Source organism: Pseudomonas botevensis (assembly GCF_019145475.1).
In the GTDB taxonomy this organism is placed as follows: domain Bacteria; phylum Pseudomonadota; class Gammaproteobacteria; order Pseudomonadales; family Pseudomonadaceae; genus Aquipseudomonas; species Aquipseudomonas botevensis.
Genome location: NZ_JAHTKI010000001.1, coordinates 752611 through 768127 on the forward strand (window position 1 = coordinate 752611; position 15517 = coordinate 768127).

Annotated in this window: 14 protein-coding genes; 12 read left to right on the top strand and 2 right to left on the bottom strand. The window is 62.0% G+C overall.

Annotation, left to right across the window (positions count from 1 at the left end):
* The first annotated feature begins 104 nt into the window (after positions 1–104).
* The 8 genes from KVQ74_RS03500 to trpE all read left to right on the top strand — a co-directional run bounded on the left by KVQ74_RS03500 (position 105) and on the right by trpE (position 8942).
* Positions 105–1229 carry an ABC transporter ATP-binding protein gene (locus KVQ74_RS03500; protein WP_217829598.1) on the top strand — a complete coding sequence of 375 codons (1125 nt, stop codon included), beginning with the start codon at positions 105–107 and terminating at the stop codon, positions 1227–1229.
* A 48-nt stretch (positions 1230–1277) separates the two neighbouring features.
* On the top strand, positions 1278–2321 hold the full coding sequence (locus KVQ74_RS03505) for an ABC transporter substrate-binding protein (protein ID WP_217829599.1): 1044 nt from the start codon (positions 1278–1280) through the stop codon (positions 2319–2321).
* 84 nt (positions 2322–2405) lie between these two features.
* Complete coding sequence (locus tag KVQ74_RS03510; protein ID WP_217829600.1) at positions 2406–3653, top strand: ABC transporter permease; 1248 nt, start codon at positions 2406–2408, stop codon at positions 3651–3653.
* A 12-nt stretch (positions 3654–3665) separates the two neighbouring features.
* Positions 3666–4490, top strand: coding sequence for an ABC transporter permease (locus KVQ74_RS03515; RefSeq protein WP_217829601.1), 825 nt, complete (start codon positions 3666–3668; stop codon positions 4488–4490).
* A 149-nt stretch (positions 4491–4639) separates the two neighbouring features.
* On the top strand, positions 4640–5788 hold the full coding sequence (locus tag KVQ74_RS03520; protein WP_217829602.1) for an iron-containing alcohol dehydrogenase: 1149 nt from the start codon (positions 4640–4642) through the stop codon (positions 5786–5788).
* Between the two features lie 112 nt (positions 5789–5900).
* Positions 5901–6575 carry a ribulose-phosphate 3-epimerase gene (rpe, locus tag KVQ74_RS03525; RefSeq protein ID WP_007918813.1) on the top strand — a complete coding sequence of 225 codons (675 nt, stop codon included), beginning with the start codon at positions 5901–5903 and terminating at the stop codon, positions 6573–6575.
* The gene (locus tag KVQ74_RS03530) at positions 6572–7390 is read left to right on the top strand and encodes a phosphoglycolate phosphatase (protein ID WP_217829603.1); all 819 of its coding nucleotides are present in this window, start codon (positions 6572–6574) and stop codon (positions 7388–7390) included. The genes rpe and KVQ74_RS03530 overlap by 4 nt, the downstream gene beginning before the upstream one ends.
* Positions 7391–7463: 73 nt before the next feature.
* Positions 7464–8942, top strand: coding sequence for an anthranilate synthase component I (trpE, locus tag KVQ74_RS03535; RefSeq protein ID WP_217829604.1), 1479 nt, complete (start codon positions 7464–7466; stop codon positions 8940–8942).
* A gap of 75 nt (positions 8943–9017) precedes the next feature.
* On the opposite strand, the gene estP is transcribed toward trpE, so the two are convergent.
* Positions 9018–10928: an esterase EstP gene (gene estP / locus KVQ74_RS03540; protein ID WP_217829605.1), complete on the bottom strand. Its 1911-nt coding sequence runs from the start codon at positions 10926–10928 to the stop codon at positions 9018–9020.
* Positions 10929–11333: 405 nt separating this feature from the next.
* Between estP and KVQ74_RS03545 the strand changes: the two genes are divergently transcribed.
* The 4 genes from KVQ74_RS03545 (at position 11334) to KVQ74_RS03560 (ending at position 14659) form a co-directional block, all read left to right on the top strand.
* Entirely contained in the window at positions 11334–11927 is a 594-nt protein-coding gene (locus tag KVQ74_RS03545) for an aminodeoxychorismate/anthranilate synthase component II (protein WP_217829606.1), read from the top strand.
* Positions 11928–11936: 9 nt separating this feature from the next.
* Positions 11937–12986 carry an anthranilate phosphoribosyltransferase gene (gene trpD / locus KVQ74_RS03550; protein WP_217829607.1) on the top strand — a complete coding sequence of 350 codons (1050 nt, stop codon included), beginning with the start codon at positions 11937–11939 and terminating at the stop codon, positions 12984–12986.
* On the top strand, positions 12983–13819 hold the full coding sequence (trpC, locus tag KVQ74_RS03555; protein ID WP_217829608.1) for an indole-3-glycerol phosphate synthase TrpC: 837 nt from the start codon (positions 12983–12985) through the stop codon (positions 13817–13819). Before trpD ends, trpC begins: the two co-directional genes overlap by 4 nt.
* Positions 13820–13957: 138 nt before the next feature.
* A complete protein-coding gene (locus tag KVQ74_RS03560; protein WP_217829609.1) occupies positions 13958–14659 on the top strand; it encodes a lipoate--protein ligase family protein in 702 nt (233 codons plus the stop codon).
* A 17-nt stretch (positions 14660–14676) separates the two neighbouring features.
* Here the strand turns inward: KVQ74_RS03560 and crp are convergent, their stop codons facing one another.
* Positions 14677–15321 (bottom strand): cAMP-activated global transcriptional regulator CRP, encoded by a 645-nt coding sequence (gene crp / locus KVQ74_RS03565; protein ID WP_217829610.1) that lies wholly within the window; start codon positions 15319–15321, stop codon positions 14677–14679.
* Positions 15322–15517: the final 196 nt, after the last annotated feature.

Genomic DNA, 15517 nt, shown 5'->3' on the forward strand with positions numbered 1-15517 from the left:
CCTTCCATCCGGCTGAGGCGATTCTCTCCTGCGCCCCGATTTGCGCCGTTGGCGGCAGCCACTAGGCTTAGTCCACAGCAGTCATCAATAACAAAGGTGTGGGTATGAGCCAGGTCGAATCAAACGCAGGGGCCAGCGACGTGCTGGTCAGCTTTCGTGGAGTGCAGAAGAGCTACGACGGCGAGAACCTGATCGTCAAAGACCTCAACCTGGATATTCGCAAAGGCGAATTCCTCACCCTGCTCGGGCCGTCCGGTTCCGGCAAGACCACCAGCCTGATGATGCTCGCCGGTTTCGAAACACCGACTGCCGGGGAAATCCTCCTGGCCGGGCGTTCGATCAACAACGTGCCGCCGCACAAACGCGACATCGGCATGGTGTTCCAGAACTACGCGCTGTTCCCGCACATGACCGTGGCTGAAAACCTTGCGTTCCCGCTGACCGTGCGCGGCCTGAACAAGAGCGACGTCACCGACAAAGTGAAAAAAGCCCTGGGGATGGTTCAGCTCGACAGCTTCGCCCAGCGCTATCCGGGGCAATTGTCCGGCGGTCAGCAACAGCGGGTGGCCCTGGCCCGTGCGCTGGTGTTCGAGCCGCAACTGGTGCTGATGGACGAACCCCTCGGCGCGCTCGACAAGCAATTGCGTGAACACATGCAGATGGAAATCAAGCATCTGCACCAGCGCCTTGGCGTGACCGTGGTCTACGTGACCCACGACCAGGGCGAAGCCCTGACCATGTCCGACCGTGTCGCGGTGTTCCACCAGGGCGAGATCCAGCAGATCGCTCCGCCGCGCACCCTTTACGAGGAACCGAAGAACACCTTCGTCGCCAACTTCATCGGCGAGAACAACCGTCTCAGCGGCCGTCTGCTCAGCCAGAGCGGCGAGCGTTGCGTGGTCGAACTGGGACGCGGCGAGAAGGTTGAGGCGCTGGCGGTCAACGTCGGCCAGACCGGCGAACCGGTGACCCTGTCGATCCGTCCGGAGCGGGTGAGTCTCAACGGCTCCAGCGACCAATGCGTCAACCGCTTCTCCGGGCGGGTGGCCGAATTCATCTATCTGGGCGACCACGTCCGGGTGCGCCTGGAAGTCTGTGGCAAGACCGACTTCTTCGTGAAACAACCGATTGCCGAGCTCGATCCGGCTCTGGCGGTCGGGGACGTGGTTCCGCTTGGCTGGCAGGTCGAGCACGTTCGCGCGCTTGATCCTCTTTCAGAGGCGCATTGATCGCCCCGGCAATACCAACACCAACCCTGCACGTGGAGAGAACAATAAATGTTGAGATCCCTGAAGTTCACAGCCCTGACCCTGGGCCTGATGGGTGCGGCACAGGCAATGGCCGCAGGTCCCGATCTGACTGTGGTGTCGTTTGGCGGGGCGAACAAGGCTGCGCAGGTCAAAGCCTTCTACGCACCGTGGGAAACGGCGGGCAACGGCAAGATCGTGGCCGGCGAGTACAACGGCGAGATGGCCAAGGTCAAAGCCATGGTCGATACCAAGAGCGTGTCGTGGGATCTGGTGGAGGTGGAGTCCCCAGAGCTGTCCCGTGGCTGTGATGAAGACATGTTCGAGCAACTCGATCCGGCGCTGTTCGGCAAGACCGAAGACTACGTCAAGGGCGCGATCCAGCCGTGCGGCGTGGGCTTCTTCGTGTGGTCGACCGTGCTGGCCTACAACGCCGACAAGCTGAAAACCGCACCGAGCAGCTGGGCTGATTTCTGGGACACCAAGAAATTCCCGGGCAAGCGTGGCCTGCGCAAAGGCGCCAAGTACACCCTCGAATTCGCACTGATGGCCGACGGCGTTGCGCCGAAAGACGTCTACAAAGTGCTGGCCGGCAAGGATGGTCAGGACCGCGCGTTCAAGAAGCTTGATGAGCTGAAGCCAAGCATTCAGTGGTGGGAAGCCGGCGCCCAGCCGCCGCAGTATCTCGCCTCCGGTGACGTGGTCATGAGCTCGGCCTACAACGGTCGTATCGCGGCGGTGCAGAAAGAATCCAACCTGAAAGTGGTGTGGAACGGCGGCATCTACGACTTCGACGCCTGGGCCATCCCGAAAGGCCTGGACAAGGCGCGCGCTGAAGCGGCGAAGAAATTCATCGCGTTCTCGGTGCAGCCGCAGCAGCAGAAGACCTACTCGGAAAACATCGCCTACGGCCCGGCCAACACCCAGGCAGTGCCGCTGCTGGCCAAGGATGTCCTGAAAGACATGCCGACCACTCCGGAAAACATCGCCAACCAGGTGCAGATCGACGTCACCTTCTGGGCTGACAACGGCGAGCAACTGGAACAGCGCTTCAACTCCTGGGCTGCGAAGTAAGCACTCCCCCTGTGGGAGCTGTGCTTCAACACAACAGAGGCGGTTCGCCGCCTCTGTAACGATCAAAGATTTGCGGAGTACGTCATGGCCATCGCCGTTCCCCTGAACGAGGGCAACAGCCCCACCTTGAAGCAGCGGCTCAAGCACGCCGAGCGGGTCAACCGCTGGAAGGCCCAGGCGCTGATCGCGCCGCTGGTGCTGTTTCTGTTGCTGGTATTCCTGGTGCCGATCGTGGCGCTGCTCTACAAAAGCGTGGGTAACCCGGAAGTGGTCGGCGGCATGCCGCGCACCGTGGCGGCCATCGCCAGTTGGGACGGCCGGGGCCTGCCCGCCGAACCGGTGTACAAGGCAGCCAGCGAAGACCTCGCCGAAGCCCGCAAAAACCAGACGCTGGGCGACCTGTCCAAGCGCTTGAACATGGAGTTGGCCGGCTATCGCAGCCTGCTGACCAAAACCGCCCGGGGCCTGCCGTTCGCCACCGAGCCTGCCTCTTATAAAGAAGCCCTGGAGGGCATCGATGAGCGCTGGGGCGACCCGGCCTACTGGCAAGCGGTGCGCCGCAACACCAGCAGCATCACCCCGTATTACCTGCTGGCGGCGGTCGATCACCGGATCGACGACCTCGGCGAGCTCGCCCCGGCCACCCCGGACCAGGCGATCTACCTCGATATCTTCGCCCGCACGTTCTGGATGGGCCTGATCATCACCGTGATCTGCCTGGTGCTGGCGTATCCCCTGGCGTACCTGCTGGCGAACCTGCCATCGCGCCAGAGCAACCTGCTGATGATTCTGGTGCTGTTGCCGTTCTGGACCTCGATCTTGGTGCGGGTGGCGGCGTGGATCGTGTTGCTGCAGTCCGGCGGCCTGATCAACAGCGCCCTGATGGCGATGGGCATCATCGACAAGCCGCTGGAACTGGTGTTCAACCGCACCGGGGTCTACATCTCGATGGTGCATATCCTGCTGCCGTTCATGATCCTGCCGATCTACAGCGTGATGAAGGGCATCTCGCCGACCTACATGCGCGCGGCGATTTCCCTCGGCTGCCACCCGTTCGCCAGTTTCTGGCGGGTGTACTTCCCGCAGACCTACGCCGGTGTCGGCGCCGGTTGCCTGTTGGTGTTCATCCTTGCCATCGGCTACTACATCACCCCGGCGCTGCTCGGCAGTCCGAACGATCAGATGGTCAGCTACTTCGTCGCGTTCTACACCAACACCAGCATCAACTGGGGCATGGCCACCGCGCTGGGCGGGCTGTTGCTGCTGGCGACCGTGGTGCTTTATCTGATCTACAGCTGGCTGGTGGGCGCCAGTCGCCTGCGCCTGGGTTAAGGGGAATTTGAGATGCTGAGTCCTTACATGTCGCCCGTCGAACGGGTGTGGTTCTACAGCCTGCGGATCCTCTGCGGCCTGATCCTGTTGTTCCTGATTCTGCCGGTGCTGGTGATCGTGCCGCTGTCGTTCAACTCGGGCAGTTTCCTGGTGTACCCGCTGCAAGGTTTTTCGCTGCACTGGTATCAGGACTTCTTCGCCTCGGCGGAATGGATGCGTTCGCTGAAGAACAGCATCATCGTCGCCCCAGCCGCGACCGTACTGGCGATGGTGTTCGGCACCCTGGCCGCGATCGGCCTGACCCGTGGTGATTTCCCCGGCAAGTCATTGGTGATGGCGCTGGTGATTTCGCCGATGGTGGTGCCGGTGGTGATTATCGGTGTGGCGAGTTACCTGTTCTTCGCGCCGCTGGGGCTGGGCAACAGTTTCTTCTCGCTGATCGTGGTGCATGCGGTGCTGGGCGTGCCGTTCGTGATCATCACCGTGTCGGCGACCCTGCAGGGGTTCAACCATAACCTGGTACGGGCGGCGGCCAGCCTCGGTGCCTCGCCGTTGACGACCTTCCGCCGGGTGACGCTGCCGCTGATTGCGCCGGGGGTGATTTCCGGTGCACTGTTTGCCTTCGCGACGTCGTTCGATGAGGTGGTGGTGACCCTGTTCCTCGCCGGTCCCGAGCAAGCGACATTGCCACGGCAGATGTTCAGCGGGATTCGCGAAAACCTCAGCCCGACGATTGCGGCGGCCGCGACGTTGCTGATTGCGTTCTCGGTGATTCTGCTGCTGACGCTTGAGTGGTTGCGGGGGCGTAGCGAGAAGCTGCGTACGGCTCAGGTTTGATGCCTGGCTTTGAATCGTAGCCCCTCTCCCTCAGGGAGAGGGGCTTTTGCTCTTGAGCCTGCTCACCATTCACACACTGAATGGCAGACAACCCGAATTCCCCAGCTACGCTTGTGCTCAGCTCCCACATCTATAAGAGGCTGCGCACGATGAGTCTTTCCGCGTTCAAAATCGCTCACAAACTGATCACTGGCGCCGGTGCCATCGAACAACTGGCGGCAGAGCTGACCCGGCTGGATGTCGACAACCCGCTGATCGTCACCGACGCCGCGCTGGTCAAGTCCGGCACCGTGGAGCTGGCGCTGGCGCAGATGGGCGGGCGTGACTACGAGATTTTTGATCGGGTGCAGCCCGACCCGGAAATTGCCATCGTCGAGGATTGCATGCGCGTCTACCGCGAGGGCGGGCATGACGGGCTGATCGGCCTCGGTGGCGGCAGCGCCATCGACATCGCCAAGAGTGTCGCCGCATACGCCGGCTACCACGGCGCGCTGGAAGATCTGTTCGGCGTCGAGCAGGTGCCGCGCAAAGGCCCGCCGCTGATCGCCATCCCGACCACCGCCGGCACCGGTTCGGAAGTGACCAACGTCGCGATCCTTTCCGACAAGGTCGCGCAATTGAAGAAAGGCATCGTCAGCGACTACCTGCTGCCGGACGTGGCGCTGGTCAGTCCGCAGATGACCCTGACCTGCCCGCGCAGTGTCACCGCCGCCAGCGGCGTCGATGCGCTGGTGCATGCCATCGAGTCCTATCTGTCGGTGAATGCCTCGCCGATCACCGACTCCCTGGCCATCGGTGCGATCAAACTGATTGCCAAAGCGCTGCCCAAGGCCTACGCCAACGGCGCGAACCTGCAGGCCCGGGAAGACATGGCCACTGCCAGCCTGATGGCCGGCATGGCGTTCGGTAACGCCGGGGTCGGCGCGGTGCATGCGCTGGCGTATCCGCTGGGCGGGCGTTTCAACATTGCCCATGGCGTCAGCAACGCCTTGTTGCTGCCGTATGTCATGACCTGGAACAAGATGGCCTGTGTCGAACGGATGCAGGATATCGCCGAAGCCATGGGGGTGAAGATCGCTCATCTGAGCGCCAATGAGGCAGCGGACAAAGCCGTGCAGGCCATGACCGAGCTGTGCGCGAAGGTGGAAATCCCGCTCGGCCTGCGCAGTTTCGGTGTACCGGAAGACGCGATCCCGGCCATGGCCGAGGAGGCCGCGGGCATCGAGCGGCTGATGCGCAACAACCCGCGCCGGCTCAGCGCCGCCGATATCGAAAAAATCTACCGCTCGGCGTACTGATTCGTCGCGGCCATCGGTCATGGCACAACCCAATCATCGCGGTTACGGTGCGCGCGTCAAAGCATGAGGCTACAATGCGCGCCATCGTGATTTAGCTCAGAAAAGGTGCGTCATGCAGCCCTTCGTAATTGCTCCTTCGATTCTCTCCGCCGACTTCGCCCGCCTCGGCGAGGAAGTGGACAACGTTCTGGCCGCCGGTGCCGACTTCGTTCACTTCGATGTCATGGACAACCACTACGTACCCAACCTGACCATCGGCCCGATGGTTTGCGCGGCGCTGCGCAAGTACGGCGTCACCGCGCCGATCGACGCGCACCTGATGGTCAGCCCGGTGGATCGTATCGTCGGCGACTTCATCGAGGCCGGCGCGACCTACATCACCTTCCACCCGGAAGCCACGCTGCACGTCGACCGTTCGCTGCAACTGATCCGTGAAGGCGGCTGCAAATCCGGCCTGGTGTTCAACCCGGCGACCCCGCTGGACGTGCTCAAGTACGTGATCGACAAAGTCGACATGGTGCTGCTGATGAGCGTCAACCCGGGTTTCGGTGGGCAGAAGTTCATTCCCGGCACCCTCGACAAGCTGCGCGAAGCGCGGGCGATCATCGATGCCTCGGGCCGTGACATCCGCCTGGAAATCGACGGCGGCGTCAACGTCAACAATATCCGCGAAATTGCCGCTGCCGGCGCCGACACTTTTGTGGCCGGCTCGGCGATCTTCAACGCGCCGAACTATCAGGAAGTCATCGACAAGATGCGTTCCGAACTGGCGCTGGCCCGCCCATGAGCGGATTTGAGCAGCTGTTCCCGGGGCAATTGCCACGGTTGGTGATGTTCGATCTGGATGGCACGCTGATCGATTCGGTTCCTGACCTGGCGGCGGCTGTGGATAACATGCTGCTCACCCTCGGCCGCGAGCCGGCGGGCATCGAGTCGGTGCGCGAATGGGTCGGCAACGGTGCGCCGGTGCTGGTGCGTCGCGCGCTGGCCGGCGGTATCGACCATGAAGCGGTGGATGACGCCGAGGCCGAGCGGGCGCTGGAGATTTTTCTCGACGCCTACGGCGCCAGCCATGAACTGACCGTGGTCTATCCCGGCGTGCGCGACACCCTGAAGTGGCTGCACAAGCAGGGCGTGGCGATGGCGCTGATTACCAACAAGCCGGAGCGCTTCGTTGCGCCGTTGCTGGATCAGATGAAGATCGGCCGCTACTTCAAGTGGATCATCGGCGGCGACACGCTGCCGCAGAAGAAGCCCGATCCTGCCGCGCTGTTTTTCGTGATGAAAATGTCCGGTATCCCGGCCTCGCAATCGCTGTTCGTCGGCGACTCGCGCAGCGATGTGCTGGCGGCGAAAGCGGCGGGGGTCAAGTGTGTCGCGTTGAGCTACGGTTACAACCACGGCCGGCCGATTGCCGAGGAGTCTCCGGCGCTGGTGATCGACGATCTGCGCACGCTAATTCCCGGTTGCCTGGACCCGGCCGCTGAGATAACGTTGCCCGACGCATCTCATTCCCCTTCTGGAAACGCCATCGTGGTGGTCACTCGCAAACTCTGGATGAAAGTCATCAAGGCCCTGGCCCGTTGGCGTTGGCGCGCCTGACGTGTTCCTGGCCGGCCCGTTCCGGCGCGTTTGCATACCTGACTGATTAGCACCTCACACCACGAGGCACCTCATGATCCGCGAAGAATTCCTGCGTCTGGCCGCTGACGGCTATAACCGCATCCCGCTGGCCTGCGAAACCCTGGCCGACTTCGACACCCCGCTGTCGATCTACCTGAAACTGGCCGACCAGCCCAACTCCTACCTGCTCGAATCGGTGCAGGGCGGCGAGAAATGGGGCCGTTACTCGATCATCGGCCTGCCGTGCCGCACCGTGCTGCGGGTTCACGACCATCACATCAGCGTGACCGTGGACGGCGTCGAGACCGAAAGCCATGACGTCGAAGACCCGCTGGCCTTCGTCGAAACCTTCAAGGCCCGCTACAACGTGCCGACCATCGCCGGCCTGCCGCGCTTCAACGGTGGCCTGGTGGGTTACTTTGGTTACGACTGCGTGCGTTATGTGGAAAAGCGTCTGGGCAAATGCCCGAACCCGGATCCGCTGGGCGTGCCGGACATCCTGCTGATGGTTTCCGACGCCGTGGTGGTGTTCGACAACCTCGCCGGCAAGATGCACGCCATCGTCCTCGCCGACCCGGCGCAGGCCGATGCCTACGAGCAAGGCCAGGCACAACTGCAGGATCTGCTGGAGAAACTGCGCCAGCCGATCACCCCGCGCCGGGGCCTGGATTTCAGCAAGCAGCAGGCGGCCGAGCCGCTGTTCCGCTCCAGCTTCACCCAGAATGACTACGAAAAGGCCGTCGACACCATCAAGGAGTACATCCTCGCCGGTGACTGCATGCAGGTCGTGCCGTCCCAGCGCATGTCGATCGACTTCAAGGCTGCACCGATCGACCTGTACCGCGCGCTGCGTTGCTTCAACCCGACGCCGTACATGTACTTCTTCAACTTTGGCGACTTCCACGTCGTCGGCAGTTCGCCGGAAGTGCTGGTGCGGGTCGAAGACAACCTGATCACCGTGCGCCCGATTGCCGGTACTCGCCCGCGTGGCGCCACCGAAGAAGCGGATCTGGCGCTGGAGGAGGACCTGCTGTCCGACGACAAGGAGATCGCCGAGCATTTGATGCTGATCGACCTCGGGCGCAACGACACCGGGCGGGTTTCGGAAATCGGTTCGGTGAAGCTCACCGAGAAAATGGTCATCGAGCGTTATTCCAACGTGATGCACATCGTCTCCAACGTCACCGGCCAGTTGAAGTCCGGCCTGACGGCGATGGACGCGCTGCGGGCGATCCTGCCGGCGGGCACTTTGTCCGGTGCACCGAAGATCCGCGCCATGGAAATCATCGACGAACTCGAGCCGGTCAAGCGTGGCGTGTACGGCGGGGCGGTCGGTTACTTCGCCTGGAACGGCAACATGGACACTGCCATTGCGATCCGCACAGCGGTGATCAAGAACGGCGAACTGCATGTGCAGGCCGGTGGCGGCATCGTCGCCGACTCGGTGCCGGCGCTGGAGTGGGAAGAAACCATCAACAAGCGCCGGGCGATGTTCCGTGCCGTGGCGCTGGCCGAGCAGACCCCGGACTGAGCCCGCAAGGGACATATGTTTCAGCCATAAAAAAAGCGGCGCCTGTGAAGGCGCCGCTTTTTTATGGCCTGCGGTTCAGAAATCCAACGCTACCCCGACATTGATGCCTTGCTGGGTAAAGTCGTCATCCTTGCGGATGTTGTAGCTGGCGCGCAATGCCAGTTCCTTGGTGAGGTTATGGCTCACGCCCAGATTCAGGCGGTTCAGGTTGGTCTGCGGGGTGTAGCCGTCCAGGGTGTAGCGGTTGCCGGGCAGGCTGTTGAGATTCATCGTCACATCCTGGGTGTCGTCGTTGTACTCGCGCTCGTGGGCGAATTCGCCAAACACCTGGGTTTGCGCGGTGATCTGGTACTTGCCCTGGATGCCGAGGCCAAGACGCCGGGAGATGCGCGACTGGTCATCGAAGGTCAGCGCGGTGGAGTCAGCGCCGTTTTCCGAGTAGCCATCGACTTCGACCTTGGCGAAGTCAGCGCTGACGAATGGCGACAGGTGCCATGGGCTGCTTGCCTCGGGGGCGATGTCGTAACCCACGCGTCCGCCGATGGCCAGGACGTAGCCGTCGGTGTCACCTTTCTCGCCACGCTCGTTGGCGCCCAGCTGGAACTTGCGCTTGAGGCTGTCGTAGTCCAGATGCCCGGCTGTCATGGCGACATCACCCCACCAGCGGTTCTGCTGGTATTGGGCGAAAGCGGTGCCCAGGTACGTGTTGAGCTTGTAGTCCGAATCGTTGTCGCCAGCCTCCAGCTTCTGATTATAGAAACCTGCCGCCAGACCCACGCGCCAGGCGTCGTCGAGGCGGTAGCTGCCACCAATGTTCAGGTTGGCGCCATTGCCATCCGCGCTGGCGCCGCTGCGCTGACTGTCGAAGTCCTGATGCTGGCCGCCGCCGGCGACGATGGCGCGCCATTGACCCACGGCTTGCCAGTTTTCCCAGTCGGCCAGCCACTGGTTACGCAGTTCGTCCTGATGCGAGCGCAGGGTGCCCTGGGCCATTTGTGGCAACAGCGTCGCCTCCCACGGCGCGGCCAACAGCGAATAGGCGTAGTCGGCAATCAAGCGCTGCCCGGCTTCGGTCGGGTGGACCGAGTCGTTGTAGATCAGCTTGGTCGGATCCGGCGTGGCGCTGTTGATCCCGTAGCGGGCGTTTTCGGTGCAGCCGCTGCCGCTGAAACAGGTGGCGGCCAGGTTCTGATCGGTAGCCAGGCCGAACTGCGCCGGGTTGGCGAACGTTTCCTTGAGCAGCACCGGAATGTTCAGCGGAATGATGTTGGCATTGATGCTTTGCAGTTGGCTCACCAGTTCGGTGTTGAACTGCGCGCTGAGCTGCGAGGTGAACCCTTGCAGTGCCGTACCGTTGAAGGCCGGGGTGAAGCCGATGTCCGGCAGCAGCCAGACCATGATGTAACGGGCGCCGGACTGTTGCAGGGCCTGGGCGCTGCTGGCCAGCCGATCGGCGGCGGCGCTGGCCTGGGGCAGGCTGGTCACGCGGCCTTGCAGGAAGTCGTTGCCGCCACCCGAGAGGTAATAAAGCGCATTCGGGTCGGCACGGAAGCCATTGGAGGGCAAGTAACCGGCGCGGGTGCGATCACCCGTGGCGGACTGGGTGGTGATCGAGTCGAGAATCTGGTCGGTGCGATAACCGCCGACCGCCCAGTTGTTGCCGTCCGGCTGGCCATTGGCGGCGCGTACCGCCGAAGACGACGAGGCGGTCTGGTCCGGGCTGAAACCCAGTTTGCCGCCGAGGATCTGCGTGGCGTTGAGCGAGCGGACCTCACCGCTGCCGTCCAGATACACCGGGCCGGTGCGGTTGGTGAAACGCTGGGTGGCGCCGGCCGGGCCGCCGTTGTCGGCAAATGTCCCGGCGTCGTTGAGGCTGTCGCCGAAAACAATGAAATTGGTGTAGGGGTTGGGTGCGGCAATCGCCTGGGCACAGGCCAGCGCGAGCAGGCATCCGGCGACCGGTACGAACAACGTCTGTTTGATCATGAGCAAGTCCGTTTATTTATTGTTGTATTGAACGAAACGACAGTACCAAAAACTTCCGGCGTTTTGCCATCGGTCGTCAACCCTCCCATAGATTTATCCCCCGTCAGGCTGGCCATATTGCACGCTCCGCTCGGCTAAGTTACTGTGCCAGAACGTATGAATGAGACCTTCCCCGTGTTGATCGCCAGCAAACTTCTGGATCAAGTCTTCAAGGCACACGCCCGTTGGCGTTGGCGCGCCTGAATTTTCTCTGCCGGCCCCGCCGGATCTGTATCGCTTTGCCTTCCTTGCCCGTTTGAAATGCCGCTTTGCCGTCGCCACCTGCGCGTCCGACATCGTGCAGCGCCCTGCGGGCAAGTCATCCGAAGGCTGTTTCAAGTCAGAATTCAAGAGGTTCGAAACGCCATGTTGCTGATGATCGACAACTACGACTCCTTTACTTACAACGTTGTGCAATACCTCGGCGAGCTGGGTGCCGAGGTCAAGGTCGTGCGCAACGACGAACTGACCATCGCCGAAATCGAAGCGCTCAACCCCGAGCGCATCGTGGTGTCCCCCGGCCCATGCACACCAACCGAAGCCGGTATCTCCATCGACGCGATCAAGCACTTCGCCGGCAAACTGCCGATCCTCGGCGTCTGCCTGGGCCACCAGTCGATCGGCCAGGCCTTCGGCGGTGACGTGGTGCGTGCCCGTCAGGTCATGCACGGTAAGACTAGCCCGGTATTCCACGAGGACAAGGGCGTATTCGCCGGTCTGAACCGTCCGCTGACCGTCACCCGCTATCATTCGCTGATCGTCAAGCACGAGACGTTGCCCGATTGCCTGGAGCTGACCGCGTGGACCCAGCACGATGACGGCTCGGTCGACGAGATCATGGGCCTGCGTCACAAGACCCTGAACATCGAAGGCGTACAGTTCCACCCTGAGTCGATCCTCACCGAACAGGGCCATGAGCTGTTTGCCAACTTCCTCAAACAAACCGGCGGCACGCGCTAAGGACTTTCCATGAATATCAAGACAGCCCTGAGCCGTATCGTCGATCACCTCGATCTCAGCACCGAAGAAATGCGCGACGTGATGCGCGAAATCATGACCGGCCAATGCACGGACGCGCAGATTGGCGCGTTCATGATGGCCATGCGCATGAAGAGCGAAAGCATCGACGAAATCGTCGGCGCGGTGTCGGTGATGCGTGAACTGGCCGACAAGGTCGAGTTGCAGACCCTCGACGGCGTGGTCGACGTGGTCGGCACCGGCGGTGACGGTGCGAACATCTTCAACGTATCGACCGCTTCGTCGTTTGTGGTCGCCGCCGCCGGTTGCACTGTCGCCAAGCACGGCAACCGCGCGGTGTCAGGCAAGAGTGGCAGTGCCGACCTGCTCGAAGCGGCCGGGATCTACCTCAACCTGACGCCGGTTCAGGTGGCGCGTTGCATCGATAACGTCGGCATCGGTTTCATGTTCGCCCAGACCCACCACAAGGCCATGAAATACGCCGCGGGCCCTCGCCGCGACCTCGGCCTGCGCACGCTGTTCAACATGCTCGGCCCGCTTACGAATCCGGCCGGTGTGAAACATCAGGTGGTGGGCGTGTTCACCCCGGCGCTGTGCCGGCCGTTGGCCGAAGTCTTGCAGCGTCTGGGCAGCAAACATGTGCTGGTGGTGCATTCGAAGGATGGTCTGGACGAGTTCAGCCTGGCGGCACCGACGTTCGTTGCCGAGCTCAAGAATGACCAGATCACCGAGTACTGGGTCGAGCCGGAAGACCTCGGGATGAAGAGCCAGAGCCTGCACGGTCTGTCGGTCGAAGGGCCGGAAGCCTCGCTGGCGCTGATTCGCGATGCGCTGGGCAAGCGCAAGACCGAGAACGGCCAGAAAGCCGCCGAAATGATTGTGCTCAATGCCGGTGCGGCGCTGTACGCCGCCGACCTGGCCAGCAGTTTGAAAGAAGGCGTGGCGCTTGCGCACGACGCTCTGCACACCGGTCTCGCTCGGGAGAAACTCGAGGAGCTGGGTGCCTTTACCGCGGTATTCAAAGTGGAGAATGAGGGATGAGTGTACCGACGGTTCTGGAAAACATTCTGGCCCGCAAGGTTCAGGAAGTCGCCGAGCGTAGCGCCCGTGTGAGCCTGAGCGAGCTGGAAAGTCTGGCCAAGACGGCCGATGCACCCCGTGGTTTTGCCCAGGCATTGCTGGCGCAGGCCAAGAAGAAACAACCGGCGGTGATCGCCGAGATCAAGAAGGCTTCGCCGAGCAAGGGTGTGATCCGCGAGAACTTCGTTCCCGCCGATATCGCCAAAAGCTACGAGAAGGGTGGGGCGACCTGCCTGTCGGTGCTGACCGATATCGATTACTTCCAGGGCGCCGACGCCTACCTGCAGCAGGCCCGCGCGGCTTGCTCGCTGCCGGTGATCCGCAAGGACTTCATGATCGATCCCTATCAGATCGTCGAAGCCCGGGCGCTGGGCGCCGACTGCGTGCTGTTGATCGTCTCCGCGCTGGATGACGTGAAAATGGCCGAACTGGCTTCCGTGGCCAAAGGCGTCGGCCTCGATGTGCTGGTGGAAGTGCATGATGGCAATGAGCTTGAGCGCGCGTTGAAAACCCTCGACACACCGCTGGTCGGGATCAACAACCGCAACCTGCACACCTTTGACGTCAGCCTGGAAACCACCCTCGACCTGCTGCCGCGTATCCCGCGTGATCGTCTGGTGATTACCGAGAGCGGGATTCTCAACCGTGCCGATGTCGAGTTGATGGAAATCAGTGAGGTCTACGCGTTTCTGGTCGGTGAAGCGTTCATGCGCGCCGAAAGCCCGGGCACCGAACTGCAACGTCTGTTCTTCCCGGAGCGCGGCGTTCCGGTGAGTGGTTCGACACTCGACTGACAACAGACAGATCGAGTCGACCCTTTCACGAGCAAGCCCGCTCCTACATTGGAATGCATTTCCCCTGTGGGGAGCGGGCTTGCTCGTGAAGGCGACCGCAAGTCCGCGAAAAAAACCAACCATTTGCCGGAGTCCTGCATGTCGCTGCCCACCTCCCTGACCATCGAATCCGGTCTGCAAGCCGAACAAGACTTGCTGGCCTCGGTCTGTGCCGGCGACGCGGAGTTCGGCCTGTTGTTCTGGCAGCCCAGCGATCGCGCTCTGGTCATGCCCCGTCGTCTCAATCGTCTGCCGGGTTTCGATCACGCCTGTGAAATCTCCGCCGCTGCCGGTTGGCCGGTACTGTTGCGGGAAACCGGCGGCGAGCCGGTGCCGCAATCGGCCTCGACCATCAATATCGCGCTGGTCTACGCCCCGCCGCGCAGCGAAGGCGACCTGAATCGCATCGAAACCGGTTACCGGCGCCTGTGCGATCCGATCTGTCAGTTGCTGGATGAGTTGGGCGGCACTTCGTCGTTGGGGGAAATCGACGGCGCGTTCTGCGACGGTCGCTTCAACGTCAATCTCGACGGGCGCAAGATGGTCGGCACCGCCCAGCGCTGGCGCCAGAGTCAGGGCGGTCAGCGTCCGGTGGGGCTGGTACACGGTGCGATGTTGATGGATAACGAGCGTGAGTCGATGGTGGCGGCGGTCAATCGTTTCAACGAAGCCTGCGGCCTGGAGCAGCGGGTGCGTGCGCAAAGCCACATTGGCCTGCATGAAAAGTTTCCCGCGCCGGATGCGCTGGTGCGTCTGGATGAACTCTTTCGCCAGATGATTGCGCAGATGTTCGCCGCTTGAGTCTGCCGGTTTAGGTCTCAGCGCGTACCGAAGACCACCATGGTCTTGCCTTTCACATCCACGAGGTTGCGTTCCTCAAGATCCTTGAGCACGCGACCGACCATCTCCCGCGAACATCCGACAATCCGCCCGATTTCCTGACGGGTCACCTTGATCTGCATGCCGTCGGGGTGGGTCATGGCGTCTGGCTGTTTGCACAGCTCTAGCAGGCAGCGCGCCACGCGGCCGGTAACGTCGAAGAACGCCAGGTCGCCGACCTTGCGCGTGGTGTTGCGCAGGCGTTGTGCGATTTGTCCGCTGAGCACGTAAAGAATGTCTGGATCCTGCTGCGACAATTCGCGGAATTTGGCGTAGCTGATTTCCGCAACCTCGCATTCGACCTTGGCCCGCACCCAGGCGCTGCGCTCCTGCTCCTGGCCAGCCTGTTCGAACAGGCCCAGTTCGCCGAAGAAGTCCCCGGCGTTGAGGTAGGCGATGATCATCTCGCGGCCATCGTCATCCTCGATCAGGATCGTGACCGAACCCTTGATGATGAAGTACAGCGTGTCCGAGCGGTCTCCGGCGCAAATGATGTTGCTCTTGGCCGCATGGCGACGGCGCTGACAATGCATCAGCAGCTTGTCGAGGTTCTTGATTTTGGGTGTAGGGGTAATACCAGCCATGGTTGTATCCCGGAAAGACTGCACAGTTATGTTTGATTTTTTTATGAGGCGCGGAAGACGATCGCGACCTGAGCTGGCTTGGCGCCAGTGAATTGGCGCCAGCTTAACAGACACTTCCTTGAAGATTCGAGAAATTACCTACGCCATGAAAGCATAAGTCCTAGGAGCGCCGCTGGCTGTCAGGCCAGAGCCCTGT

Coding starts and splice junctions, on each gene's coding strand:
- KVQ74_RS03500 (WP_217829598.1), top strand. CDS start 105: ATGAGCCAGGTCGAATCAAACGCAGGGGCCAGCGACGTGCTGGTCAGC.
- KVQ74_RS03505 (WP_217829599.1), top strand. CDS start 1,278: ATGTTGAGATCCCTGAAGTTCACAGCCCTGACCCTGGGCCTGATGGGT.
- KVQ74_RS03510 (WP_217829600.1), top strand. CDS start 2,406: ATGGCCATCGCCGTTCCCCTGAACGAGGGCAACAGCCCCACCTTGAAG.
- KVQ74_RS03515 (WP_217829601.1), top strand. CDS start 3,666: ATGCTGAGTCCTTACATGTCGCCCGTCGAACGGGTGTGGTTCTACAGC.
- KVQ74_RS03520 (WP_217829602.1), top strand. CDS start 4,640: ATGAGTCTTTCCGCGTTCAAAATCGCTCACAAACTGATCACTGGCGCC.
- rpe (WP_007918813.1), top strand. CDS start 5,901: ATGCAGCCCTTCGTAATTGCTCCTTCGATTCTCTCCGCCGACTTCGCC.
- KVQ74_RS03530 (WP_217829603.1), top strand. CDS start 6,572: ATGAGCGGATTTGAGCAGCTGTTCCCGGGGCAATTGCCACGGTTGGTG.
- trpE (WP_217829604.1), top strand. CDS start 7,464: ATGATCCGCGAAGAATTCCTGCGTCTGGCCGCTGACGGCTATAACCGC.
- estP (WP_217829605.1), bottom strand. CDS start 10,928: ATGATCAAACAGACGTTGTTCGTACCGGTCGCCGGATGCCTGCTCGCG.
- KVQ74_RS03545 (WP_217829606.1), top strand. CDS start 11,334: ATGTTGCTGATGATCGACAACTACGACTCCTTTACTTACAACGTTGTG.
- trpD (WP_217829607.1), top strand. CDS start 11,937: ATGAATATCAAGACAGCCCTGAGCCGTATCGTCGATCACCTCGATCTC.
- trpC (WP_217829608.1), top strand. CDS start 12,983: ATGAGTGTACCGACGGTTCTGGAAAACATTCTGGCCCGCAAGGTTCAG.
- KVQ74_RS03560 (WP_217829609.1), top strand. CDS start 13,958: ATGTCGCTGCCCACCTCCCTGACCATCGAATCCGGTCTGCAAGCCGAA.
- crp (WP_217829610.1), bottom strand. CDS start 15,321: ATGGCTGGTATTACCCCTACACCCAAAATCAAGAACCTCGACAAGCTG.